22 protein-coding genes are annotated in these 23,998 nt (G+C 53.8%); 15 read left to right on the plus strand and 7 right to left on the minus strand.

What is annotated here, in order from left to right:
* Positions 1-16 precede the first annotated feature (16 nt).
* The 3 genes from gpt to crl all read left to right on the plus strand — a co-directional run bounded on the left by gpt (position 17) and on the right by crl (position 2,352).
* Positions 17-478, plus strand: coding sequence for a xanthine phosphoribosyltransferase (gpt, locus tag BM323_RS22875; protein WP_008108942.1), 462 nt, complete (start codon positions 17-19; stop codon positions 476-478).
* A gap of 121 nt (positions 479-599) precedes the next feature.
* Positions 600-1,847, plus strand: coding sequence for an esterase FrsA (gene frsA, locus BM323_RS22880; protein WP_008108944.1), 1,248 nt, complete (start codon positions 600-602; stop codon positions 1,845-1,847).
* Positions 1,848-1,950: 103 nt separating this feature from the next.
* The gene (gene crl, locus BM323_RS22885; RefSeq protein WP_008108946.1) at positions 1,951-2,352 is read left to right on the plus strand and encodes a sigma factor-binding protein Crl; all 402 of its coding nucleotides are present in this window, start codon (positions 1,951-1,953) and stop codon (positions 2,350-2,352) included.
* An 81-nt stretch (positions 2,353-2,433) separates the two neighbouring features.
* Here crl and ompC read toward each other — a convergent pair whose 3' ends face one another.
* Positions 2,434-3,525, minus strand: a complete 1,092-nt coding sequence (ompC, locus tag BM323_RS22890) for a porin OmpC (protein WP_008108948.1) — start codon at positions 3,523-3,525, stop codon at positions 2,434-2,436.
* 246 nt (positions 3,526-3,771) lie between these two features.
* Here ompC and proB point away from each other — a divergent pair, with 246 nt between their 5' ends.
* The 3 genes from proB to BM323_RS22905 all read left to right on the plus strand — a co-directional run bounded on the left by proB (position 3,772) and on the right by BM323_RS22905 (position 7,224).
* Positions 3,772-4,875 carry a glutamate 5-kinase gene (gene proB, locus BM323_RS22895; protein ID WP_008108950.1) on the plus strand — a complete coding sequence of 368 codons (1,104 nt, stop codon included), beginning with the start codon at positions 3,772-3,774 and terminating at the stop codon, positions 4,873-4,875.
* A gap of 10 nt (positions 4,876-4,885) precedes the next feature.
* Positions 4,886-6,139, plus strand: coding sequence for a glutamate-5-semialdehyde dehydrogenase (proA, locus tag BM323_RS22900; RefSeq protein ID WP_008108952.1), 1,254 nt, complete (start codon positions 4,886-4,888; stop codon positions 6,137-6,139).
* Between the two features lie 353 nt (positions 6,140-6,492).
* A complete protein-coding gene (locus BM323_RS22905) occupies positions 6,493-7,224 on the plus strand; it encodes a S24 family peptidase (RefSeq protein WP_008108954.1) in 732 nt (243 codons plus the stop codon).
* A gap of 73 nt (positions 7,225-7,297) precedes the next feature.
* On the opposite strand, the gene BM323_RS24425 is transcribed toward BM323_RS22905, so the two are convergent.
* Positions 7,298-7,597 (minus strand): hypothetical protein, encoded by a 300-nt coding sequence (locus tag BM323_RS24425; protein ID WP_139221447.1) that lies wholly within the window; start codon positions 7,595-7,597, stop codon positions 7,298-7,300.
* A gap of 42 nt (positions 7,598-7,639) precedes the next feature.
* Here BM323_RS24425 and BM323_RS22910 point away from each other — a divergent pair, with 42 nt between their 5' ends.
* The 5 genes from BM323_RS22910 (at position 7,640) to BM323_RS22930 (ending at position 11,153) form a co-directional block, all read left to right on the plus strand.
* Positions 7,640-7,918 carry a transcriptional antitermination N peptide gene (locus BM323_RS22910; protein ID WP_008108956.1) on the plus strand — a complete coding sequence of 93 codons (279 nt, stop codon included), beginning with the start codon at positions 7,640-7,642 and terminating at the stop codon, positions 7,916-7,918.
* Between the two features lie 182 nt (positions 7,919-8,100).
* On the plus strand, positions 8,101-8,568 hold the full coding sequence (locus BM323_RS22915) for a lysozyme family protein (protein ID WP_008108958.1): 468 nt from the start codon (positions 8,101-8,103) through the stop codon (positions 8,566-8,568).
* Positions 8,565-8,915, plus strand: coding sequence for a DUF7940 domain-containing protein (locus BM323_RS22920; protein ID WP_008108960.1), 351 nt, complete (start codon positions 8,565-8,567; stop codon positions 8,913-8,915). Before BM323_RS22915 ends, BM323_RS22920 begins: the two co-directional genes overlap by 4 nt.
* Positions 8,912-9,205, plus strand: a complete 294-nt coding sequence (locus tag BM323_RS22925) for a hypothetical protein (protein ID WP_008108962.1) — start codon at positions 8,912-8,914, stop codon at positions 9,203-9,205. Before BM323_RS22920 ends, BM323_RS22925 begins: the two co-directional genes overlap by 4 nt.
* Before the next feature lie 202 nt (positions 9,206-9,407).
* Positions 9,408-11,153, plus strand: coding sequence for a glycosyl hydrolase family 28-related protein (locus BM323_RS22930; protein WP_008108964.1), 1,746 nt, complete (start codon positions 9,408-9,410; stop codon positions 11,151-11,153).
* Positions 11,154-11,309: 156 nt separating this feature from the next.
* On the opposite strand, the gene BM323_RS22935 is transcribed toward BM323_RS22930, so the two are convergent.
* From BM323_RS22935 to BM323_RS22955, 5 genes are all read right to left on the minus strand, one after another.
* Positions 11,310-12,380, minus strand: coding sequence for an ABC transporter ATP-binding protein (locus BM323_RS22935; RefSeq protein ID WP_008108965.1), 1,071 nt, complete (start codon positions 12,378-12,380; stop codon positions 11,310-11,312).
* Entirely contained in the window at positions 12,373-14,142 is a 1,770-nt protein-coding gene (locus tag BM323_RS22940) for an ABC transporter permease (RefSeq protein WP_008108966.1), read from the minus strand. The genes BM323_RS22935 and BM323_RS22940 overlap by 8 nt, the downstream gene beginning before the upstream one ends.
* Positions 14,143-14,216: 74 nt before the next feature.
* Entirely contained in the window at positions 14,217-15,305 is a 1,089-nt protein-coding gene (locus BM323_RS22945) for an ABC transporter substrate-binding protein (protein ID WP_008108967.1), read from the minus strand.
* A 170-nt stretch (positions 15,306-15,475) separates the two neighbouring features.
* Positions 15,476-16,168, minus strand: coding sequence for a response regulator (locus BM323_RS22950; protein ID WP_008108968.1), 693 nt, complete (start codon positions 16,166-16,168; stop codon positions 15,476-15,478).
* Positions 16,161-17,801 (minus strand): ATP-binding protein, encoded by a 1,641-nt coding sequence (locus BM323_RS22955; protein ID WP_008108969.1) that lies wholly within the window; start codon positions 17,799-17,801, stop codon positions 16,161-16,163. The genes BM323_RS22950 and BM323_RS22955 overlap by 8 nt, the downstream gene beginning before the upstream one ends.
* A 1,024-nt stretch (positions 17,802-18,825) precedes the next feature.
* Here BM323_RS22955 and BM323_RS22960 point away from each other — a divergent pair.
* From BM323_RS22960 to BM323_RS22975, 4 genes are all read left to right on the plus strand, one after another.
* The gene (locus BM323_RS22960; protein WP_008108970.1) at positions 18,826-19,803 is read left to right on the plus strand and encodes a glycosyltransferase family 2 protein; all 978 of its coding nucleotides are present in this window, start codon (positions 18,826-18,828) and stop codon (positions 19,801-19,803) included.
* 16 nt (positions 19,804-19,819) lie between these two features.
* On the plus strand, positions 19,820-21,127 hold the full coding sequence (locus tag BM323_RS22965) for an oligosaccharide flippase family protein (protein WP_008108971.1): 1,308 nt from the start codon (positions 19,820-19,822) through the stop codon (positions 21,125-21,127).
* Positions 21,124-22,119: a glycosyltransferase family 2 protein gene (locus BM323_RS22970; protein ID WP_008108972.1), complete on the plus strand. Its 996-nt coding sequence runs from the start codon at positions 21,124-21,126 to the stop codon at positions 22,117-22,119. The genes BM323_RS22965 and BM323_RS22970 overlap by 4 nt, the downstream gene beginning before the upstream one ends.
* A 381-nt stretch (positions 22,120-22,500) precedes the next feature.
* Complete coding sequence (locus BM323_RS22975) at positions 22,501-23,790, plus strand: HAAAP family serine/threonine permease (protein ID WP_008108974.1); 1,290 nt, start codon at positions 22,501-22,503, stop codon at positions 23,788-23,790.
* Positions 23,791-23,998: the final 208 nt, after the last annotated feature.

The raw sequence follows: 23,998 nt of genomic DNA on the forward strand, positions 1-23,998 counted from the left end.
GCCGGGATTCCTTTATATGAGCGAAAAATACGTCGTAACCTGGGACATGTTGCAAATCCATGCCCGTAAACTGGCCCAGCGCCTGCTTCCTGTGGAACAGTGGAAAGGTATCATCGCGGTAAGCCGTGGTGGTCTGGTTCCGGCATCGCTGCTGGCGCGTGAACTCGGTATTCGCTACGTCGATACCGTGTGCATCTCCAGCTACGATCACGATCATCAGCGCGAAATGAAAGTGCTGAAGCGTGCCGAAGGCGACGGTGAAGGCTTCATCGTCATTGACGATCTGGTGGATACCGGCGGCACCGCGCAGGCGATTCGCGATATGTATCCAAAAGCGCGTTTCTGCACCATCTTCGCCAAGCCAGCTGGCCGCGCGCTGGTGGACGACTACATTGTCGATATCCCGCAGAACACCTGGATCGAGCAGCCTTGGGACATGGGCGTGGTCTACATCCCGCCAATCGTCAAAGGCGCCTGATTGATGCATCGCAAACAACGCCCGGTTATGCCGGGCGTTGTGCTTTCTGCGCCTCGCGCGCGTATCACGGGTGCAGTACACTCTTAGCCATCGCCACGTTGTTGGCAGGAGAATAGCTGAGATGTCTGATAAAAACCTGAGCGAAGAACTGTTCAAACCGCGTTTTAAACACCCGGAAACCTCCTCATTAGTGCACCGCCAGCATCACGCCGCCGTGCAGGTGCATAACGCCCTTGAAGGCGATACGCAGCGCGGCTGGTATCGCATGCTGAACAAGCTGCTGTGGACGTGGCGCGGGTTGTCGCCGCAGGAGATCAGCGAAGTGCTGGCGCGTATCGCGGTAAGCGAGTTTGAGCGCACCAATGAAGCCTTACTCGATACCGTGATTGGTTATCGCGGTGGCAACTGGAATTACGAGTGGTCGAAGCAGGCGGCCATCTGGCAGCAGCGCGCGTTAGAAAGCGAGAACCATGACGACGCAGGCCAGCATTGGCTGCATGCCGCCAATCTGTTCAGCCTCGCGGCTTATCCTTACATTAAAGGCGATGAGCTGGCTGACCAGGCGCAGGTGCTGGCCAATCGCGCCTACGAAGAGGCCACTCAGCGTCTGCCGGGCGAACTGAAATCCCTGACCTTCCCAATGAGCGGCGGCAGCCCGGTAACGGGCTTCCTGCACATGCCTGCGCAGGCCGAAGCGCCATATCCCACGGTGCTGCTGTGCGGCGGCCTTGATTCGCTGCAGAGCGATCACTATCGCCTGTTCCACGACTATCTCGCGCCGCGCGGCATCGCCATGCTGACGCTGGATATGCCGTCGGTAGGATTCAGTAGCAAATGGATGCTCAATCAGGACACCAGCCAGGTGCATCAGCAGGTGCTGCGTGAACTGAGCAATGTGCCGTGGATCGATCACACTCGCGTGGCGCTGCTGGGCTACCGTTTCGGTGCCAACGTGGCGACGCGTCTGGCCTATCTGGAAGTGCCGCGAGTCCGCGCGGTGGCGACGCTGGGGGCGATGGTGCATAGCGTGTTTGTCGATGCGCAACAACAGCAGCAGCTGCCGGATATGTATATGGATATGCTGGCGAGCCGCCTGGGAATGTCGTCAACTTCGGACAGCAATCTGCGCATTGAGCTCAATCGCTACTCCCTGAAGGTGCAAGGCTTGCTCGGCCGCCGCACGCCAACGCCGATGCTGGCGGCTTATTGGCCGGATGATATTTTCGGTCCGGAAGTGGACGCGCAGCTAATCGCCAATTCCTCCTCGCAGGGCAAGACGCTGGCGATTCCTGCCAAACCGGTTTTTGCCAGTTTTGACAAAGCGCTAAATCAAATTTGTGACTGGCTGGAAAAACAGTTGAAAAGCTAGCTGGCGAAATCCCTGAACTCTGCTACTACTTATATCCGGGATTTTCCATTTTTAGGTTTAATGGAAAGCTGGAAGTGCAATTTAAAGGGTTAAGGGAAAATAGATGACATTACCGAGTGGTCACCCCCGTAGTCGCCTGCTTAAGCGCTTCACCGAATTGGGGCCGTATATCCGTGAAGGCAAATGTGAAGAGACACGCTTTTTCTTCGATTGCCTGGCAGCGTGTGTCAACGTCAAGCCTGCACCAGAGCTACGTGAGTTTTGGGGCTGGTGGATGACGCTGGAAGCCTATGAAGATCACTTCACTTACGAATATCATTTTGGCCTGTTTGATAAAGCGGGTGATTGGGGCGCGGCAACCATCAAAGGCAAAGAGAACAATGCCAAAGTGGAAAGCACGCTGCGTAATTTCCATGAGCGCTTGAAAGCGATGCTGCTGGAACAGAAACTCGATCTGCGACCGGCGGAAGGCTTTAAAGAAGAGCCGGTGAAACTGAGCGCCTGATAGGTATTTAAGGGTTTAAACAGGAAAGAGCCGGTGATGAGCCGGCTCTTTTTTTATAGACACAGCGAGGGTAAATCTAAATCAGAATTGATAAGTCAAGCCAACTGCAACAACGTCATCGTTGTTCAGGTTCAGCTTGTTGTTGTCATCCAACTGGTTGATTTTGTAATCCACGAAGGTCGACATGTTTTTGTTGAAGTAGTAAGTCATGCCCACGTCGATGTATTTAACCAGATCCTCGTCACCGATCCCTTCGATGTCTTTGCCTTTAGTCTGGATATAGCCGAGGGACGGACGCAGGCCGAAGTCGAACTGATACTGCGCGACTACTTCGAAGTTCTGCGCTTTGTTAGCAAAACCACGCGTGCCGATTGGCGTCATGTTGCGGGTTTCGGTGTAGATAGAAGCCAGGTAGATGCTGTTAGCATCATACTTGATACCCGCGCCCCATGATTCCGCTTTATCACCGCTACCCAGCGCTTGCAGCTGCTGCTGGTTAGTACGGTCAGAAGAGGTGATGGCAGACATCAGGCTGATGCCGGTGTCAGCGATGGTGTAACCCAGTGACGCACCGTAACCGTCGCCGTTCTGGCGCGAAGTATCGGTGATGCTGCCACGAGCGTTGGCGCTGGTAGAGTCGTTTTTACCCTGATATTGCAGCGCGAAGCGCAGGCCATCAACCAGACCAAAGAAGTTGCTGTTGCGGTAAGTGGCCACGCCAGTTGCACGCGCAGTCATGAAGTTATCGGTACGCGCCGTACCGTCACCGCCGAACTCTGGGAATACGTCAGTCCAGGCTTCTACGTCGTACAGCACGCCGTAGTTACGACCGTAGTCGAATGAACCGTATTGACCGAATTTCAGACCGGCAAAGCCCAGACGGGTTTTGTTGCCTGCGTTGGCATCAGAACCTTCAGAGTTGTTCACGTTGTACTGATATTCCCACTGACCGTAACCGGTCATCAGGTCATTAATCTGCGTCTGGCCTTTGAAACCGATACGCACGTAAGATTTGTCGCCGTCGCTTGACGCGTTATCGCTGAAGTAGTGTTCAGCTTTAACACGGCCGTAGAAGTCCAGTTTATTACCATCTTTGTTATAAACTTCTGCGGCGTTTGCGGTGGAAGCCAGTGCCAGCGCTGATACAACTAATGCCAGTGTGCTCTTCTTCATTTTGCTATCAATCCCAATGAGTAAAATTTGTTGTACCCGTGAAAGGTTTTGTAAATCACGGAACTTTTTACCGGGAGGTGATGAAAGTTTTATGACAGTTTTTCGGATTTCTTGTTAATCGCGAACTTTTGGTCTACCGCATTGTCAGGGGATTTTTGTGCTTTTCCCCTTGCTGTTGTTGGCTTCCTTGCTCACTCCTGATAAAACGTCCCTTCGCAGATTTTTTTCTTACATGGCAGGAAAAACATGAGTGGCAGTCAGACCCTTGTGGTCAAGTTGGGTACTAGCGTCCTCACCGGCGGTTCACGTCGGTTGAATCGGGCGCACATGGTGGAGTTGGTTCGTCAGTGTGCGCAGTTGCACGCGGCAGGCCATCGCATTGTTATCGTCACCTCTGGCGCGATCGCTGCCGGACGCGAACACCTTGGTTACCCCGAACTGCCACCTACCATCGCCTCAAAGCAGCTGTTGGCTGCGGTGGGGCAGAGCCGTTTGATCCAGCTTTGGGAACAACTGTTCTCGATTTACGGCATTCACATCGGGCAGATGCTGCTGACGCGCGCCGATATGGAAGACCGCGAACGTTTCCTCTACGCGCGTGACATGCTGCGCGCGCTGCTCGACAACCACATCGTGCCGGTGATTAACGAGAACGATGCGGTGGCGACCGCCGAAATTAAAGTGGGCGACAACGACAATCTGTCGGCGCTGGCGGCAATGCTCGGTGGCGCAGATAAGCTGCTGCTGCTGACCGATCAGCAAGGGCTGTTCACCGCCGATCCGCGCACCAATCCTGAAGCGGAGTTGATCAGCGACGTGCATCAGATCGACGATGCGTTACGCACGCTCGCGGGCGGCAGCGTGTCTGGCCTCGGAACCGGCGGTATGGCGACCAAATTGCAGGCGGCGGACGTCGCTTGCCGCGCCGGTATCGATGTGATCATCGCCGCTGGCAGTCGTCCGGACGTGATCAGCGATGTGTTGCATGGCAAACCGGTCGGCACGCGTTTCCACGCGCAGCAGTCGCCGCTGGAAAACCGTAAGCGCTGGATCTTTGGCGCACCGCCGGCAGGCGAAATCACCATTGATGATGGCGCGCTGGCCGCGATGCTGGAGCGCGGCAGTTCGCTGCTGCCAAAAGGCATCCGTGACGTGCAGGGCAACTTCTCGCGCGGTGAAGTGATCCGTATTCGCAACCTGCAAGGGCGCGATATCGCCCACGGCGTCACGCGCTATAACAGCGATGCCATGCGCATGATTGCCGGTCATCACAGCCAGGAAATCGGCGAGATCCTCGGTTACGAATATGGCCCGGTAGCGGTACACCGCGACGACATGATCGTCAGTTAAGGAGCGGATGATGTTAGAAGAGATGGGTAAAGCGGCGCGTGCTGCGTCGTACAAACTGGCGGAACTCTCCACCGAACAAAAAAATCAGGTGCTGCTGAGCATCGCCGATCGTCTGGAAGCGGAAAGCGCGGACATTCTGGCGGCCAACGAGCAGGATCTGGCGGATGCGCGCCAAAACGGTATGAGCGAAGCGCTGCTCGATCGCCTGACGCTCAACCCGCAGCGCCTGAAAGGCATTGCCGATGACGTGCGTCAGGTGTGTCGTTTGGCCGATCCGGTCGGTCAGCTGATTGACGGCGGCCAGCTTGATAGCGGCCTGCGCATTGAGCGTCGTCGCGTGCCGCTGGGCGTGGTTGGTGTGATTTATGAAGCGCGTCCTAACGTGACTGTTGATGTGGCATCGCTGTGCCTGAAAACCGGCAACGCGGCGATTCTGCGCGGCGGCAAAGAGACCTATCGCACCAACGCCGCCACGGTGCGCGTGATCCAGAATGCGCTGACCCAGCACGGTTTACCGGCGGGAGCGGTGCAGGCGATTGAAAACCCGGATCGCGAGCTGGTGAATCAGCTGCTGAAGCTCGATCGTTATGTCGATATGCTGATCCCACGCGGCGGCGCGGGTTTGCACAAGCTATGCCGTGAAAACTCCACCATTCCGGTGATCACCGGCGGCATCGGCGTGTGCCATCTCTATCTCGATGAAACCATGGAGACCGAGGCGGCGCTGGAAGTGATCGTTAATGCCAAGAAGCAGCGCCCAAGCGCCTGCAACTCGCTCGAAACCTTGCTGATCCATCGCGATCAGGCGGACAACTTCATTCCGGCTTTCCTGCAGCGCATGGCGCAGGAGAAGATTACCCTGCACGCCGACGAAAATGTGTTGGCGCTGCTGCAAAACGGTGCTGCCGAGGTGGTGGCGGTGAAAGCAGAAAATTATGATGACGAATGGTTGTCCAACGATCTGAACGTCAAGCTGGTGGCGGATATCGATGAAGCCATCGCGCATATCCGTGAACACGGCACGCAGCACTCTGATGGCATTCTGACGCGCAGCATTGGCAACGCCAATCGCTTCGTCAACCAGGTTGACTCATCGGCGGTATACGTTAACGCCAGCACACGCTTCACCGACGGCGGCCAGTTTGGCCTGGGTGCCGAAGTGGCGGTGAGCACGCAGAAGCTGCACGCGCGCGGCCCAATGGGACTTGAAGCGTTGACCACCTACAAATGGATTGGGTGGGGCGACGATACGCTGCGTCGTTAATGTTCGCCTCTGCATGACAATGGGCACCGAAAACGGTGCCCATTTTTTTTGCTTTCGATCCACTCATTCCAAGAGCTTTTTGATTTATTTCTGTCATCTATGGCGGGCTCGCGGCTTTTCACCCATTTTTTCCTTTAGATGCTGGTCTTATAGCTACAGAACAATCCTGAAAACCCCTGTCAGAACAAGCGATATAGCACTGAACACTGGTTTCGGCCTAACCGAAAGGGATAATGATTGTCCAGCTTCATTGATAAAAGCGGTTGGGTAGTAAACTGCCGGTAATATAAAATGAACTGGTAGCAAAAATGAAAATAACATTCAGTCTTTTACTGAAGGCAGATTATTAACTGATGGTTAAAAAAGAGAGTACGAGACAAGCATTCACTGCCAGGCTGATTGCCGCATGCGAAAGCGCGGGAATTGTCGGACATGGACGAAACAAACAGGTTGCGCTTGCGCTGCAAGAGAGGGGATGCAAGATCTCAACGCCGGGGGTGTGGAAATGGTTTAACGGACAATCGATACCTGATGATAATAATTTACTGGCGCTTAGCCAGTTACTCGACGTGCGCGTTGAGTGGCTGCAATTTGGCATGGAAAAACCGGCCGCGTTGCTGACGCAGCGCAGTTTGGTGAATCCACAGCATCTGTTTCGCGTTGAGAGTTTGGATATCGGCCAGCACGGCGTGCGCAGTAGTTCTACGCGCGATGAACTGGTGGAGACCATTCAAGCCATTGAATATGGGCTGGAAGAGGCGCGGGTGCTGTTTAACGGCCGCCCGGCTGAAAACATTCGCCTCATCGCGCTCAACAGCGATTCGATGGCTGGCACCTTCGCGCCGCGCGATCAGCTGTTTGTCGATATCAGCGTGCATCGCTTCGACGGCGATGGCATTTATCTGTTCACGCTTGACGATCAGCTCTATCTCAAACGCCTGCAACTTCAGCACAAAAAAGTCGCGGTGATCTCCGATAACAAGCGCTATGAAACCTGGTATCTCACGCTGGAAGAAGCCAGGACGCTGCAAGTGGTGGCGCGGGTGATCATGAGCCAGGCGCGGGATTATCAAATTCTAGGCTGATCACAAAACGCCAGATTGCGACAAAAAAATATTTTGGCTGAAATCATAAATTTAACTGATGGTAAATAAAAAATTAACCATTGGTGTTTGCCAATGCATTAGAACCTGTTAATAATTTGAGCATGGATGGACAACATATCTGCTCATGGATGAGCCCGCTCTTAAACAATTGAGGCGCTGCACAAGCGCGATACATACCATCCAAAGTTAGTGAACTTTGGGATGGGGTGGATACGCACTTTGCAGCGTTGTCAGTTGCCCTCTGTTTTTCACTCTCCTCTACTTCACCCTGGCCGCGAATGCAGCCGGGCGAGTTGACGTCGAGTATTTTCCAGAGGAACAGCGAACGCGTCGGCATCAGCCGCATCGCCATGCCTGCCACCCCATCGCCAAAGACTCATTAACAGGAGGAGTTATGGCGATTATCCAGTACGGGAAGTCAGTATTTACCGGCAATGCACGCACGCGCCGCCATCGGCGACGCCAGTCCCTCAGCCGCCTTAAGCGCAGCATCGATAGCGCACTCGGCATCGAATACGAAAATGTCCCCCTGCGTACCGCTGAACGCATCTGCCAGCGCCAGACGCTGTCGCGCGTTGATTGCGCCGTGTTAGCGCCTGCCCGCGTTCAGCAGGCACAGGCGAGCGTCGATAACTGCTGTTTGCCCCATGTTTATTTGTACGCCGTGCGCTAAACCTGCATCACTTTCCCCAGTTTTAAACGGAACGTTTCATTGTTGCTCACTGTTTAACCATTCTTGAGCGTTTCGCTTATCTGACAACGCGCTCAATGTTTTAAACGATCAGCAAGATTTATGTTTTTTGCCGTTTTGCGCAGCCATTTTCGGACTGTTGCGCCCGTCAAAGAGGAATTTCTATGAGCCAGATTATTGCCATCCTGAATTTTGAAGAGGGTTACCGCGAAGCGCCTTATCTCGACACGCAGGGTTTCCCCACGGTCGCGGGCGGCATTCGCATCGGCCCCAAAGGTGCCTCGCTCAGCAACTACATCTTCCAGGTGCCGCGTCCGGTGGGCGATGTGTGGAAGCAGTGCATTGTCGAGGGCAAGGTGCAGCAGATGCATCAACGTGCGCTGCTGCAGCAGGCGCTGGCCAAATGCAATGAAGCGCGCTGCGATGTGCTGATCAGCATGGGCTATCAACTGGGTATTGATGGATTGGCGATGTTTCGCGGCATGCTCACCGCGATTACCCAGGGCGACTTCAACAGCGCGGCGAACGCCATGCTCGATAGCCTGTGGGCGCGTCAAACTTCGGGCCGCGCGAGGCGCCATGCCGAAGTGATGCGCAGCGGCACCTATGACATCTATCGGGGGCTGCTATGAATCTGAAATTGCTGATTTTTATCATTGCGGTGCTGCTGGTGATCATTGTGGTGCTGATCATGCAGCGTTTCACCACGCTGGAGTTCGTCAAACATGCGCGGCTGTTATTCAAAACCTGGTCGGTGTGGCTGGCGTCGCTCGGTTCGATGCTCAGCGCGTGGGTGCAATCGTTTCCCAGCGCTGCGCTTGATGCCTGGAACAGCATGCCGCCCGATGTGAAAGAGATTCTGCCGCATAACTATTTGGGGCTGATTGGGGCCTTTATGGTGGCGATGGGCGTGATTGCTCAGTTCGTCCGCCAGAAAGGCCTTAACCAGCAGAAAATCGCCATGGAGGAAAAAGCATGACACTTCTCACCACATTGCTCGGCGGCAGCTGGCATTGGCTGGCCGCGCTGGCGGGCGTCATTGCCGCGCTGGTCGCCAGCTACTTCGGTGGCAAGAAAATCGGCAAGGTGCAGCAAGCATCCAAATCCGCCGTCGAAAGCGCCGATAAAGCTGCGGCGCAAGCGGTAGCGGTTAACCAGCAGCAGCAACAGCTGCGCGAGGAGGCCAAACGTGTGGAAGCCAGCAATCTTAATCTTGATGACGCTGCTGCTCGCGACAAGTTGCAGCAGTCGAAATACCACCAGCCCTGAAGCCCCCGTCGTCATCGACTCAGCCTGTACTCTTTTTTCCCCGATTTACACCCACGGCAATGACGCCGAGCGCATGGACGTTCGCACCGTGCGCGCCATCAACAATCACAACGATCTTTGGGATCAGCACTGCGGCCAACCGGCTCACTAGCGCTGTTCTCTTGCATTTGCATTACCTACCCGAAAAGCCGAGGAGGCTATAATGATCGAAGTTAACTCTTACGCAGAACTGCGCACCACTGTTCCGGCCAAAAACGGCGATCTGGCATTCTTACGTCGTTACAACGCGGACTCCACCTTCCACGGTGGCGGTGATTTCACCGGTTTTATCGGTACCACAACGGCGGTTGAAGATGGCGGTACGCTGGTGATCGGTAACGGTTTTTACTGGAAACGCGTGATTAACGATCCGTCGGAGATCAACGTGTATCACTTCGGTGCCAAAGGCGATGGTTACGCCAACGATACCGATGCCTTTAACCGCATGCTGGCGTGGACGCAAAACTATTCGGGCAATATCACCGCGTTGCCGGTGCGTTTCCCAGGCGGTAAATTCCTGATCAGCCCAATCGACATCAGCGGCACCGAGCGCGCCTTCTTCGGTTTGCAAGGTGATGATGTGGAGCTGGGTTCGCTGCCGCGTACCACCATTATTTCCGATAAAAGTGCCAACACGGTGTTCAAGGTGAAGGCGCGTCGTACCTCCATTCGAGGTATCGCGTGGAACGGCCAGGCATCCGCCGATATCACCACCAACAAAAGCACCATTACCTCCGATATGTGCAGCAACGTGCAGCCGTTCTTCGAAAACACCTGCATCGAAGGCACCACCGTCAATATCTACTGTTTCCGCGCGCAGAATAACGGCGGTACGGTGATCAAAGTGCTGGATACCCTCGACAGTAAATTCGACCAGATTTACACCCTGTATACCTATGCGCGCGTGTTTGATGTCGGCTGGTCAAACTCGCCGAAAGGCGCGTGGGATCACTCCACGGCGATTGAGCTGTGTAACTGTAACTTCCAGACCGGTTACGGCGACGCCACGCTCTACATGCCGCGCGTGACGCAGGGGATTATTCGCAACGTGTGGATCGAACACACGCGTAATCCGGGCGATCTCTCTGACGGCGGCTGGACGGTGGATACGCTGAACATTGAGGATTGCGGCACGCCGTTGAATCTCAACAATGCGCGCGTGGTGATCCGCCAGCTCAACCTGCAATCCGGCGCAAAACTCAGTCTGGATGCTGCCGCCGGACGTTGGTTGTCCACCTTTGAATATGGCTATCGTCGCGACGAAAACTACGGCACCTTCATGACCGGATCGCTGCGCGCGGGCTATTACAGTGGCTACAAAATTACCAATAACACCGATACCGATAACTGGTATCGCGTCGGGCAGCTGTTCTTCCCGAACGCTAACCAGCAGTGGGTAATGGAGTTTATTGGTAAAGCGGATGCCACCCAGCCCACCGGCACCGCCGGTTCGCCGGTCAACGTGGCAGCGACCGGCAAAACCTGGGTCAATCTGCAGCGCCTGGAAACGGTGTGGGCCGATGCCTATCACATGGGGCAACCTGCGGTGCTGGATATTCGCTACAGCCGCGTCGGTACCACTTATGCGGCGGTGTGGGTAAAACTGCGCGCCAACAGTGGCGATACCATGCTGAACCTGAAATGTACCGGTCCAACGCGTTTCGATACCGGTTCCTGCTCGCTGTTCCAGCAGGACTTCTCGGTGGTGACCGATACCACCAAACTGGGCGGTTTCAAACCGGCGGCACGTTTTGGTCTGCATAACGGATTGGCGGGAATTGGGGCGAATGAGAAAGGGGTGCTAACTGTCGCTACAGCAGCCGGCACACCGACCAACGCCACCGCGCCGACGGGCTTTGTGCTGGTCAACATTAACGGTGTCGATCGTAAACTTCCTTATTACGATTGAGGGCTGGCATCTTTTTGGCGAGGCTTCGGCCTCGCTTTTTTTTTGCAAAAATTTTTTGAAAAGTGTGCGGTGATGAATAAGGTCGCCATGAATGGCGACCCTACAAACCTCGCCCTATATTCGTAGGGTCGCCATTTATGGCGACCTGGTTGAACCTCACCCTTTCGGAAATATCCACACATGGTTTTCCGGCAACGCCAGATGGCAGTGCTGCGGATCGCGCACCTCGGTGCCGTAGGCGCGAATGACAAAATCATCGCCGGAGGTGCGGAACAAATATTCCCAACGATCGCCGAGATACATGCTGGTGAGCAGCGGCAGTTCCAGCTGGTTTTCGCCCGGCCCCTCAACCAGTTTCACGCGCTCGACGCGGATCACTGCCGTGGCTTCTTGACCATTTTGAACGCCCGCGCCCGCCAATCCCCACAACGCCCAGCCTTTGCCCTCGATGCGCGCTTTGCCGTCGCGCAGCTCGGTGATTTTTCCGTGCAGCCGGTTGTTGCTGCCCATGAACTCGGCGGTGAACAAAGTTTTTGGCGAGCCGTACATCTCCTGCGGCGTGCCTTGCTGTTCGATTTTGCCGTTATTGAGCAGCAAAATACGGTCTGAAATCGCCATCGCCTCATTTTGATCGTGCGTCACCATTAACGCCGACAAGCCCAACTTGATAATCAGCTCGCGCAGGAATACGCGCGCCTCTTCGCGCAGTTTGGCATCAAGGTTTGATAACGGTTCATCCAGCAGGATCACCGGCGGGTTGTACACCAGCGCACGACCAATCGCCACGCGCTGCTGCTGACCACCAGAAAGCTGGTGCGGATGGCGTTTGCCAAGGTGACCGAGGCCAAGCTGGTTCAACACATCCTGCACGCGTTGAGTGATCTCCGCCGCCGCCACTTTGCGCAGCTTCAGCGGATAGGCCACGTTCTCGAACACGGTTTTGTGCGGCCACAGCGCGTAGGACTGGAACACCAACCCCAGATTACGTTCTTCCGCTGGGATCTCACTGCGCGGCGTGCCGGCGTAAACCGTATTGTTGCCAATCACAATGGTGCCCTGAGTCGGCTTCTCCAGCCCGGCGACCGCGCGCAGCAGCGTGGTTTTGCCGCTGCCGGACGGGCCAAGCAGGGAAACCACTTCGCCGCGCTGCAAATTCATCGACACGCCTTTCAGCACCGGATTGTCGCCGTACGTTAAGTGCAGGTTCTCGACCGATAATTCAATCATGTAATTTGACTCCAAATCGCAGGGCAATACCCAATCCGACCACGACCAGCAGGATATTAATAAAGGAGAGTGCGGCAACGATATCAATCGCGCCCGCCGCCCACAGGGAAACCAGCATTGAGCCGATGGTTTCCGTGCCGGGCGAAAGCAGATACACGCCGGTGGAATATTCGCGCTCGAAAATCAGGAACATCAGCAGCCATGAGCCAATCAGACCGTAGCGTGATAACGGAATGGTGACGTGACGCGTAATCTGTCCGCGCGTAGCGCCGGTGCTGCGCGCCGCCTCTTCCAGTTCTGGACCCACTTGTAACAGCGTTGAGGAGATCAGGCGCAGACCATACGCCATCCACACCACGGTGTAGGCCAGCCAGACGCTGAAGATGGTGCTGCGCAGCGAACGCAGCCAGACGATCAGGTGATCGCGCAGCCACTGCGACCAGACGAAATCCGACAGCCAGCCCGATTTAAGCGAGTTATCCAGCCACATTGGCAGGAACAGGAACACCCAGAGAAACGCCAGACCGGCCAGCAAGCCCGGCACCGCACGCGGCACCAGCACGCTGTAATCGAGGAAGCGCGTGGTGTTATCGGGTTTACGGTGCATGGCGATACCAATAAACAGATAACAACCCACCGCCAATGCGCCGCCGATCACGCCGATCGCCATTGAGTTGACGATTGCGCGCAGCAGGTTGGGCTGCGCCCAGATGGTCTGGAAGGTCTTGATCGACAGCTCATCCCAAATCGAGACACCAACGCCCCAGTTAGAGATAAACGCACGCAGCACCACGCCCAGAAGCGGTACGCCAATGGTCACCGTCAGCCAGAACGCCACGACTGCGCCCGCCACCCAGCGCCATTTGCCCAGCGGCAGCGCTCGCGCCTGCGAGGCTTTACCTTTCACAGTGACAAAGCGGTTAGCGGTGCGCATTAGGCGGCGTTGCAGCATCACCAGCGGAATGGTGATACAAATCAGCACCACCGCCACCGCAGCCATCAGGTGATAAGACGGCGTACCGAGTTTATTGGTCAGCTGATAGAGATAGGTGGCCAGCACCATGTTGCCTTCAGGATCGCCCAGCACCAGCATCAGGCCGAACACTTCCAGCCCAAGGAAGAACAGCAGCACGATGGCATACAGAATTGACGGGCGTACCATCGGCAAACTCACCGCCGTCATCACCTGCAACGGCGAAGCACCCGAAATACGCGCGGCTTCTTCCACATCCGATCCCACGCTGCGCAGGGCGGAAGAGATGTACAGATAGGCGTGCGGTACGTGCGTCAGGCCAGCAATCACCACGATGCTCGACATGTCGTAGATATTCCACGGCACGAACCCGAGCAGTGATTGCGCCCACAGCGAGAAGAATCCCACCGGGCCCGCCGCCACCACATATCCAAAGCCCAGCACCATCGGCGAGACAAAAATTGGCACGAGGATCAGCGGCTCAATGATGCGTCGGCCGGGGAGATCGGTTCGCACCATCAGGAACGCCAGAATACCGCCCAGCGGAATGGCGATGATCACCAGCCCAAAGGCGAGAATAAATCCGCTGCGCAGCGCTTTGTAGAAGTCGGGATCGGTGAAAATAAATTCAAACGATTCCAGGCTCCACTCTTTCGACGGCGCAAAGAATGGCGCGGACAAGAAACTTTGTATGACGATAAACGACAGCGGGACGTAGATAACCAACGCGGTTATCAGCACCACAACGCCGCGCGGCAGGCTTTGCCACTTTCTATGCAATGCACGCATATTGAGACCCTGAATGGCGAAATCAGATAAGAGAAAGCTGAGCGCGGCGCAGTCGCCGCGCTTGATGACGGCGGTTATTTACCGGCGGCTTCGCGCCACTGTTTGATGTAATCCAGACGTTTTTTCGGTTGCAGATATTCCAGCAGGCTTTCATCAACCGGGATCGGTTTCAGCGCGTTGCCCAACATTTTGGTCATGCCATCAATGTCGTTTTTGCCTTCAATATCGTTGCGCAGGGAAGGGATGTCGGCCTGATTAGCCAGAATGCTTTGTCCTTTCTCAGATAGCACATAATCGAGCCACAGTTTGGCGGCATGGCTGTTTTGCGCTTGCTGGCTGATGAACGAAACGCGTGACAGCACCAGCGTGTAATCCTTCGGATAAGAGATGCCCAGCGACGGGTCGGTTTTAGCGCGCGCTTCAGCGTAAGAACCCAGGATGTTAAAGCCGATCAGGTTTTCACCGGATGAAACCCTTTCCATCATGGTGCCGGTGGAGGACTGCACGGCTAAACCGCCTTTCGCCACGTCGGCCAGCGTTTTGAAGTAGTTGGGATCGGCTTTGTAATCTTGTACTGAAAGCATGAAACCAAGTCCCGATTTCTCAATATCGTAAGTGGTGACTTTGCTCTTGAATTTGTCGGTCTGGCTGGCGATCAGTTTGGCCAGCGCGGCGTGCGAGTTGGGCACATCACCGGCCGGGATCAGACGTTTGTTATAGATGAACACCACCGGTTCGTAGGTGGTGCCATAGGCTCTGTTGTTCCACACCGCCCACTTCGGCAGCTGCGCCAGTTCAGGTGATTTGTACTCCTGCGCGTAGTCGGTCGCCAGCTTCAGACCGGTATCCATTGAGGAGCTCCACACCACGTCGCCGCTGGTGCCGCCCGAGGCTTGTTCGCTGATAAAACGGTTGTACAGCTCGGTGCTGTTCATATCGTTATATTCAACTTTGATGCCGGGATAGGTGGCTTCGAAGCCTTTGATCAGCGGACCGGCGGCTTTAGTGTCGGTGGTGGAGTAAACCACCACTTTGCCTTCTTTAGTGGCGGCATCAATCACGCTTTGATAATCCGCTGGATAGCCTTGCGGCGGGGCAGCAACCGCTGACATAGACACAAAAACAGTTGCAGCAATCAGAGACAGAGGGAAAGTGTTCGACATTATAATTAACCTTTTAGTTACATTTGAGGAACTAAAGGTCAACATAGCCTATCGACTTTTCCACACAAGAGGTGACGGATTGTTATCTTCACGAAGTGTGATTGTTGGCGTCGTTTAGGCAATTAACACCATAAAAACCACGACAGGCCGCGCGCGAGATCTGCGCCAGATCACAGGATTTTGCGGTACAGACGTCGCGGATGGCCGATGTTGCCGTACTGCATTTCGACGCCAATAAAACCGATCTCCACGCAATATTCCAGGTAGCGACGACCGGTGGTTTTACTGATGCCAACGCGCTCAACCACCTGCTCAACCGACCAGCTACTCTCCGGCGCAGCGCTAAAAAAGCTCTTCACCCGATCCAGCGTAATGGTTTCAATCCCTTTGGTCGAAGGCGCTGACGGCGCATCACTGGTTGGCAAATTAAACAGCTTATCCAGCGCCTGCTGATCAACGTTTTTCATCTGGCGCATGGTCTGCACCTGCAGCATAAAGCGTTCCAGCGAGGCGCGCAGGCGATGGAAAAACACCGGTTTAAGCAGGTAGTCGAATGCGCCGCTGCGCATCGCGTGGCTACAGGTTTGCATGTCGCTGGCGGCGGTGATGAAAATCACCGAGCACTCAAAGCGTTTCAGCAGCGGATCGTCAATCAGCGTAACGCCCTGACCATCTGGCAAATAGTTATCGAGCAGCAGCAGCCGTGGCTGATGTAATGTAATCAGCTCGCGCGCCTGTGCCAGCGTAGCGGCAATACCGACTACGCGCAGATGAAAGTTCTGCTCAATATATTCACGATGCAGATCGGCCAGATGCGGCTCATCTTCCACAATCACCACATCAAGCGGCTTAGCATTATTCATGGGAAAGTCCTGTTAACGCGGCGGAATGAAACGGAATAAACACCGAGAAAATGGTGCCCTGCGGTGAGTTGTCGCTGATCTCAATGCTGCCGCCTGCCTGCTGTACATAACCTGCCGCCAGATAGAGACCGATGCCGTGTTCTGCACCAAGCATATCGTCGCCGCTGTTGGGTTTACTGGTGACGCCTTGCTCAAACAAGTGCGGTTTGATGCTGTCATCAATGCCGCAACCCTGATCGGCCACTTCGATTAACAGCTCCTGATTACGACCGGAAATATATAACTCAACCGGTGTCGCCGGCGTTCTGGAGTTGAGCGTGGCGTCTACCGCGTTATCCAGCAGATTGCCGATCACCGACATCAACGCCGTTTCACTCAGCGCGGCTGGAATGCGGCTCAATTGGCAAGCCGGATCAAATTTCAGCTCAACGCCTTTTTCCCGCGCGCTGACATATTTCCCCAGCAGCAGCCCACAAAGCGCGGGCGAGGTGAAGCGCGCCGAGACAAAATCCAGCACCTGCTGCGCGCCGGCAGATTGCGCGTGGATGTAGCGCATCGCATCGTCGTAGCGCTGCATCTGCAGCAGGCCGACCAGCGTGGCGGTCCAGTTCAGCTGTTCATGCCGCATGATGCGCAGATTGTCCGCATAGCGTTTCACCTGACTGAGCTGGCTGCTCAATGTGTTGATGTCGTTTTTATCGCGGAAGCTGCACACCCAGCCGCCTGGCTCGCCGGGTTCCAGCTCAATCGCTACCCGGTTAACGATCACCTGACGCTGATTGAGCACGGTGATGTGGTCGTGGGTTTTCACCTCATGCTGGCTTAAAAACGCCGGATGGATCTGCAAAACCTGATCCAGCGGTTTACCCAGCAGTTCACTCTCACTCTGCTGGATATCCAGCAACTCGCGTGCAGCGCGGTTGATAAGAATCAGCTGCCGTTCCGCGTTCACCGCAAACACCCCTTCATACATCGCTTCCAGCAGCGCTTTTTGTTGCAGCACCAGCAGGGCGATATCTTTCGGCTCCAGCCAGAACATCTGTTTTTTCAGGTTGCGGCTAAACATCCACGAAAAGATAAACAGCAGCAGCAACAGCGCCACACCATACAAGCTGGCCTGCCACAGCAGGCTGACGTTGATATTGGCAATATAGGAGGTGAGATAACCCACCGAGACAATGCCAATCACCTGATGCTGCGTATTAAAGATCGGCGCCTTGCTGCGGAGCGATACGCCGATGCCGCCTTTGCGCACCGAAATAATGGTTTTGCCCTGCAGCACTTCGGCATTGTCGCCGCCAATCATCGGTAAATTGAGGCGCTCCGGTGATTCCGAGTGATAGAGATGCTGTTCCTGCGTGTCGCCAATCACGATGTAGCTGGCATCGCTTTGGTTGCGCAGCGGCTGGATCAACGCCGCGATGCCGGCGATGTCACGGCGCGCCACTTTCTCCGCCAGACCGGGCATCAGCGCAATCTCACTGGCCTGCACCCGCGCGCGCTGTCCCAAATCGTGATGCAGTTGACGATCGATAAAATGAAACAGAATGGTGCCCAGCAAGGCGAGTAGCAGGCAGGAAAACAGCACCAGCGACAGGAAGAGTTTTACCTGGAAAGATAATCTGCGTTTCATACAACCTGCAGTAAAGGAAAACTGGAGAGAGGCATGGCTGGAGACTAGCACGCGAAAATGCGTGCTGTGACAGGCTAACATCAGAGTTGTGAGCTGGCTTCAATCCCGGCGCGGCTTAGGCGCTGGTTTCTGTTGGCACGATGTCAGAGATATTCCCATCTTATTCCTGGACATCGCCTGCTGCGGCGCTAATCAATGAATAAAAAACCAATTCACCACGGCTAATCTATGCGCCGCTATTTAATCCATCCTTTCTCTGAGTAAATTCCGTTTTAACCCGGCAGCCATTGACCTTATAACCCCGAGTGGTGAGAATGCCGGGAAAAGTTTTGAATTAGATCGCAAATTTTGGGCATCAAGCCTCTTGCAGTACGGCTGCGATAGCCGTACTGAATTAACGCCACTTGCACTTATCGGCGCGCGAATGACGCGCCAGCGTTATTAAAGTGCAGGGCATACAGCAAATATCGTTAATGTCGTGACGTTCGTTGAGAAGGCCCGTCTTTGGATGCACCTTCTCAGCCCCGGTCGGCATTTCTTGTTTTTGGTGATGAGCACGATAAAGACGCCAGCGTTTTTTAACGTTCATTACCAGGTAGATAAAAATTTAATTTAAGTACGTCATGATTGGCGTGGTAATGGCGTTAAGCCAAATTACCAAAATAAAAAACGTAACTGGCTGAAAATTAACTGAACTCTTATGAGCGCAGCGCAGCCTCTTTACGCCAAAAATAGGGGTTTCACTGTGGTCAGTATACAGGTAGCTGCAAGCCTGGGGCGGTAGCCTGCCTTGTTTAGCTGACGAAAACAGAATGAAACTGCACGGTTTATTTGGCGATTATCTTATTTAGTGAACTTTTTAGAGAGAATTAAAGGCCAGTTTTATTTGACCTGAGGAAACTCTGAAATAGACAAGCAACAAATGTTAAGCCGGGCGCAAGCAACGCGCAGTGTTAATCACTGCAATGTTCATAGATTACTTTTTTCGCCCGCAACTTTTACTCCGACAGAGTCCAGAGGTTATATGCAAAATCCCGTTAACGACGTTTTAATCAGCGTCATCGTGCCGGTGTATAACGCCGCGGCGTATCTGGAACGATGCATTGATAGCCTGCTTCAGCAGGAAGAGAACCGTTTTGAAGTGATATTTATTAACGACGGCTCCAGCGATAACTCGCTCGCGATATTACAGAATTACGCCCATTACCCGCATTTTCATATCATCGACCAAGCCAATGGCGGCGTCTCGTCGGCGCGCAATCAGGGCATTCGTGCCTCGCGCGGCAAACTGCTGTGCTTTTTAGACTCCGATGATTTTCTGCCAGCCAGCGCGTTTGCCACCTATGTGCGGCTGATGCAAAACAACATCGCGATGGTGGGCGGCGAATCGCAGCACTTCACGCCGCAAGGCGAGCCGCTCGATTTCCCGGCCAACACGACTGACACGCGCCAGCTGAGCGCTTCGGCGGCGATCAACGATCTGCTCTACTTCAATCCGCGTCACGGTATCTGCGACAAGGTGTTTCGTGGCGATGTGATTCGTCAGCATCAGCTCAGTTTCAACGAAGAGATTTATAACTTCGAAGATCTGCTGTTCGTGATCAATTACCTGCATCTGCAACAGGATCGTCAGGTGATCTTCACCCAGCAGGTGGTTTATCACTATGTGGAATCCACCAACTCCGCCACGCGATCGGCGTTACGGGAAAAGCATTTCTCCTTTGCGCGCTCGTTTAATGGCATGCAGGCGTTTTTATCCGCCCAGCATAATCGCTGTTATTACCATCTCTATTTAAAAGTCACTTCGTCTTATATCTATAAAGCGCTGCACAGCGACGGATTCAGCCGCGCCTTTATTGATGAATATATTTCGCTCTACCGTCGCAGCTTTAAGTCCTATTTCACATCAGGATTGATGTTCAATCCGTGGAGCCTGTACTTTGCGCTGTTTTTTGTCAGTCCACGACTGGTATCGCGTCTGCGCCGGCTGGCACAGAAATAAACGCTGAGGTTAAGTTGTGAAAGATAAATTAAAAAACTCCATGTGGATGATCGCTGAAAAGCTGATTGCGGTATTCGGCCTGATATTTGTCACCTCCTATGTGGCGAAATATGTGGGGCCCACCACTTTCGGCATTATCTCGATCTCGATGCTGGTATTTCAGTTCATCCAGAGTATCGCGCTGATGGGTAGCGATGTGATTCTGCTGAAACGCTTATCGCAAAATCATCACTCTGGCATGCGCTTAATGATGGCGACCTTTCTGCTGGTGCTGGTGATTTATGGCGTGCTGGCGGTCAGCGGCATGCTGATTATGGGCGAAGAGTGGAGCGCTGAAGCGCTGGTGTTTATCTGCGCGGCGGCGATTGCCTGTCTTTTCTCTTCGCTCGATCTGGTCAATATCTACAACGAGGCGATGCTCAATGCGCGCCTGAATGTGATCGCTAATCTGGCGGGTTTGGCCATCAGTTTAACCGTACGTTTCTTTATTTCGTATTACGGTCTGGATCCGCAGTTGTTGTCGATTCCTATCGTGCTGGCGACCTTTATTCCGTTTGCCATCAAGCTGGCGATATTCCTGAAATATCATCGTCAGGTGCCGATTCCGGCACTGCGACAGATGAAGAAATATTCACGCTATATGGTGGCGTCGGGTATTTCACTGGTGTTTTCCGTGATTGCGGTGGCGATTTATACCCGCGTCAATCAAATCAGCGTGTCGTATTTCCTTGGCGTGAAAGAGGCGGGAATTTTCTCCGTCGCGCTGACGCTCGCTACCGCGTGGGTATTTTTACCCAATGCGTTGCTGGCCTCCTTTTTCCCGGCGTTCTTTGCCGAGCGTGACGATCGGCAATCGATTATCAAAGCGCAGAAATTACATCTGCTGGTGATTGGTGTCTCTTCGCTGGTAATTCTGGCGATTTGGTTATTGTCCGGATGGTTTATCCGGGACTTCTACGGTGCGGAGTATCTCGATGCGGTCGCGCCAACGCTGTTACTCAGCGTCGGTGCGATGTGCGCGGTACTGAGCAGCGTGATGGATCGTTTCATTATTAAGTACAACGGATATCGCTATTTAGTGAAGAAAACCTTCGTGGTGTTATTAATTTGCGTGGCCTCCTCTTTATTATTGGTTCCTTACTTCGGTTTAAATGGCGCGGCCATGAGCGTGGTATTAACCGAGTTTTTATCATTCTCCCTGCTTAATTACTTTTTCCCTGCTCAACCGGTAATGCGTATTCACCAAATATTTATCAACCCCAGGAAACTATGGCTGTTATTCAACAATATCAAAACCTCAGACAGTAAAGAGAGTTTATCATGAATGAAAAACCACTATTTAGTCTTATCATTCCCGTCTATAACTCACAAAAAACCATTAAACGTACCTTGCTGAGCGTGCTTAAACAGACGTTCAGCAGTTACGAAGTGATTGTGGTTAATGATGGTAGCAGCGATACAACCGCAAATATTCTGCAGGAGTTCAGCGCATATTCGCAGGTCACGGTAATTCACCAAATTAATGCCGGTGTCAGCGCTGCTCGAAACAGCGGAATGCAGCAGGCCAGCGGTGAATATGTGTTATTCCTCGATGCGGATGATTGGGTGGACGATAACTTCCTGATGATCTTCAAACAGAATCTCGATGCCTGGCCGGCAGAATCTGTCGATTTGATGGTGGGAAACCTCAACGACAATCGCGTGGGGAAAGTGTCGCAGGCGGGCTTCTTCAGCAACGAGGACATTCCTTATGTGCTCGGTGAGCTGGAGATGAGTGATAACATCGGTTATCTGCATAACAAATGTTATCGCCGTCAGATTATTGAGGAGCTGAACCTGCGCTTTTTGGAAGGTATCTCCATGAGCGAGGATTTGTTGTTTAACCTTAAATTCTTCAGCTGTATTAGCAATTTCCTTGTCACACCGGGCGCTGCTTATCACTATGAAGATGTGGAGGGTTCATTATCGAAGCGTAAAGTGCAATACAGTGAACTGAAAGTGCGTAAACAGTTTCTCACTGCACTGTATGATTCGATCATCAGTAAATATCAGTCCAGCAATCTCGATTATTTCCTCAAGGGCATTTCCAAACGTGTGCTCGCGCTGGATATGCAAATCGTGACTGCTATGTATCACTCTTCGTTTTCACCTGCGGATATTGCCCAGGAAATTAATGAAATAAAGCGGGGTAAATACTCAAAAGGTATTTTCATCCTGCTGAATAAAAATGAAAAATTGAAGTACATGATTATGAATTTGAATACACTCACAGCGTACTATTTTCTTTATGCACTCTACAGGATGCGCGCATTCTGATTTGAAATTCTCCCGGTGTTAGTCTCTGGACGCATTTGTTGTACAGAGGCTAGTTGCCGGGGGAGTTTCACCCGATGTTCTCAGCTCTACCCGTGGCAACAGCCCAGCGTTGCCACACCTTTCCACTCTCCGCACGTCTTTCTGCACACTCTCGGTTTCTCCTTCTTGCACTCATCCCGCGTCTCATGTCAAATAGCGCCCCATGCAATCGATTGCGCGCATGTTTCGTGCATTTAGTGCGGCGTAAAACATCAGGATGCGTGAATTTCATCTCATGAAGCGTCATCCTTTGCGTTCCGGCCGGGCGGAGCAGCCTACGCCATGATTAGCAGTCATCCTTGTGGCTGCGTGTTGATAAAGCTTGAAATTCTGGAGAGACAGATGGACAACTCACAAACCGGTACGCTTGGCACCGTAGAAACGGCGGCTAAGGGCTGGCGTAAGAGTGATACCGTGTGGATGCTGGGTCTGTACGGTACGGCGATTGGTGCGGGCGTGCTTTTTCTGCCGATTAACGCCGGTGCAGGCGGGCTGATTCCGCTGATTATCATGGCGATTCTTGCCTTCCCGATGACCTATTACGCGCACCGCGCGTTAACGCGCTTTGTACTCTCCGGTAAAAATCCCGGCGAAGACATCACCGAAGTGGTGGAAGAGCACTTCGGCGTGGGCGCTGGCAAGGTCATTACTTTGCTCTACTTCTTTGCCATCTATCCGATCCTGCTGATGTACAGCGTGGCGATCACCAATACCGTCGATAGCTTTATCGTGCATCAGCTGGGGCTGGTTTCGCCGCCGCGTGTGCTGCTGTCGCTGATTCTGATCATTGGCATGATGACGGTGGTGCGCTTTGGCGAGCAGATGATTGTTAAAGCGATGAGCATTCTGGTGTTCCCGTTTGTGGCGGTGCTGATGCTGCTGGCGGCTTATCTGGTGCCGCACTGGCATGGCGCGGCGCTGGAAACGTTATCGTTAAACGCGAATGTAAGCGGCCACGGTATTCTGATGACGCTATGGTTGGCGATTCCGGTGATGGTTTTCTCCTTCAACCATTCGCCGATCATCTCCTCTTTTGCCGTCGCTAAGCGCGATGAGTACGGCGCAGGTGCGGAGAAGAAGTGTTCGCGCATTCTGGCCAACGCCCATCTACTGATGGTAGTGACGGTGATGTTCTTTGTCTTCAGCTGCGTGCTGAGCCTGTCGCCGTCCGATCTGCAGGCGGCGAAAGATCAGAACATCACCATTCTGTCTTACTTAGCCAACCACTTTAATGTGCCGATGATTGCGTGGATGGGGCCGATCGTTGCGATGGTAGCCATCACCAAATCATTCCTCGGGCATTATCTGGGAGCGCGTGAAGGTTTTAACGGCATGGTGGTGAAGTCACTGCGCAGCCGCGGAAAAACCGTCACGCCGCAGCGCCTGAATCGCCTGACCACCGCGTTTATGCTGCTGACCACCTGGCTGGTGGCGACGCTGAACCCCAGTATTCTGGGCATGATTGAAACACTGGGCGGGCCGATCATCGCGATGATTCTGTTCCTGATGCCGATGTACGCCATCCAGAAAGTGCCGGCGATGCGTCAGTACAGCGGGAAGATCAGTAACCTGTTTGTGGTGATTGTCGGCGTGCTGGCGATTTCGTCGATTGCGTATTCGCTGGTCAGTTAGCATTGTAGGGGCGCCATTAATGGCGCTCAGTTAAGCATTGAGCGACTTTCGTTCGCCAGTTGCTGAGGCAGTTGCAGCACCTTCGTGCGGCGACCGAGCAGAGGGCGTCTGGCTGCACTGAACCCCGGATCCTGGACAAACAATCCAGAATCCGGAGGTTAAAATGAAGCACCCATATTCCGTCAGGCTGGCTGCAGTTCAGCACTAT

It is taken from the genome of Pantoea sp. YR525, from assembly GCF_900116775.1.
Classification (GTDB): domain Bacteria; phylum Pseudomonadota; class Gammaproteobacteria; order Enterobacterales; family Enterobacteriaceae; genus Pantoea; species Pantoea symbiotica.

Coding starts and splice junctions, on each gene's coding strand:
- gpt (WP_008108942.1), top strand. CDS start 17: ATGAGCGAAAAATACGTCGTAACCTGGGACATGTTGCAAATCCATGCC.
- frsA (WP_008108944.1), top strand. CDS start 600: ATGTCTGATAAAAACCTGAGCGAAGAACTGTTCAAACCGCGTTTTAAA.
- crl (WP_008108946.1), top strand. CDS start 1,951: ATGACATTACCGAGTGGTCACCCCCGTAGTCGCCTGCTTAAGCGCTTC.
- ompC (WP_008108948.1), bottom strand. CDS start 3,525: ATGAAGAAGAGCACACTGGCATTAGTTGTATCAGCGCTGGCACTGGCT.
- proB (WP_008108950.1), top strand. CDS start 3,772: ATGAGTGGCAGTCAGACCCTTGTGGTCAAGTTGGGTACTAGCGTCCTC.
- proA (WP_008108952.1), top strand. CDS start 4,886: ATGTTAGAAGAGATGGGTAAAGCGGCGCGTGCTGCGTCGTACAAACTG.
- BM323_RS22905 (WP_008108954.1), top strand. CDS start 6,493: ATGGTTAAAAAAGAGAGTACGAGACAAGCATTCACTGCCAGGCTGATT.
- BM323_RS24425 (WP_139221447.1), bottom strand. CDS start 7,597: ATGGCGATGCGGCTGATGCCGACGCGTTCGCTGTTCCTCTGGAAAATA.
- BM323_RS22910 (WP_008108956.1), top strand. CDS start 7,640: ATGGCGATTATCCAGTACGGGAAGTCAGTATTTACCGGCAATGCACGC.
- BM323_RS22915 (WP_008108958.1), top strand. CDS start 8,101: ATGAGCCAGATTATTGCCATCCTGAATTTTGAAGAGGGTTACCGCGAA.
- BM323_RS22920 (WP_008108960.1), top strand. CDS start 8,565: ATGAATCTGAAATTGCTGATTTTTATCATTGCGGTGCTGCTGGTGATC.
- BM323_RS22925 (WP_008108962.1), top strand. CDS start 8,912: ATGACACTTCTCACCACATTGCTCGGCGGCAGCTGGCATTGGCTGGCC.
- BM323_RS22930 (WP_008108964.1), top strand. CDS start 9,408: ATGATCGAAGTTAACTCTTACGCAGAACTGCGCACCACTGTTCCGGCC.
- BM323_RS22935 (WP_008108965.1), bottom strand. CDS start 12,380: ATGATTGAATTATCGGTCGAGAACCTGCACTTAACGTACGGCGACAAT.
- BM323_RS22940 (WP_008108966.1), bottom strand. CDS start 14,142: ATGCGTGCATTGCATAGAAAGTGGCAAAGCCTGCCGCGCGGCGTTGTG.
- BM323_RS22945 (WP_008108967.1), bottom strand. CDS start 15,305: ATGTCGAACACTTTCCCTCTGTCTCTGATTGCTGCAACTGTTTTTGTG.
- BM323_RS22950 (WP_008108968.1), bottom strand. CDS start 16,168: ATGAATAATGCTAAGCCGCTTGATGTGGTGATTGTGGAAGATGAGCCG.
- BM323_RS22955 (WP_008108969.1), bottom strand. CDS start 17,801: ATGAAACGCAGATTATCTTTCCAGGTAAAACTCTTCCTGTCGCTGGTG.
- BM323_RS22960 (WP_008108970.1), top strand. CDS start 18,826: ATGCAAAATCCCGTTAACGACGTTTTAATCAGCGTCATCGTGCCGGTG.
- BM323_RS22970 (WP_008108972.1), top strand. CDS start 21,124: ATGAATGAAAAACCACTATTTAGTCTTATCATTCCCGTCTATAACTCA.
- BM323_RS22975 (WP_008108974.1), top strand. CDS start 22,501: ATGGACAACTCACAAACCGGTACGCTTGGCACCGTAGAAACGGCGGCT.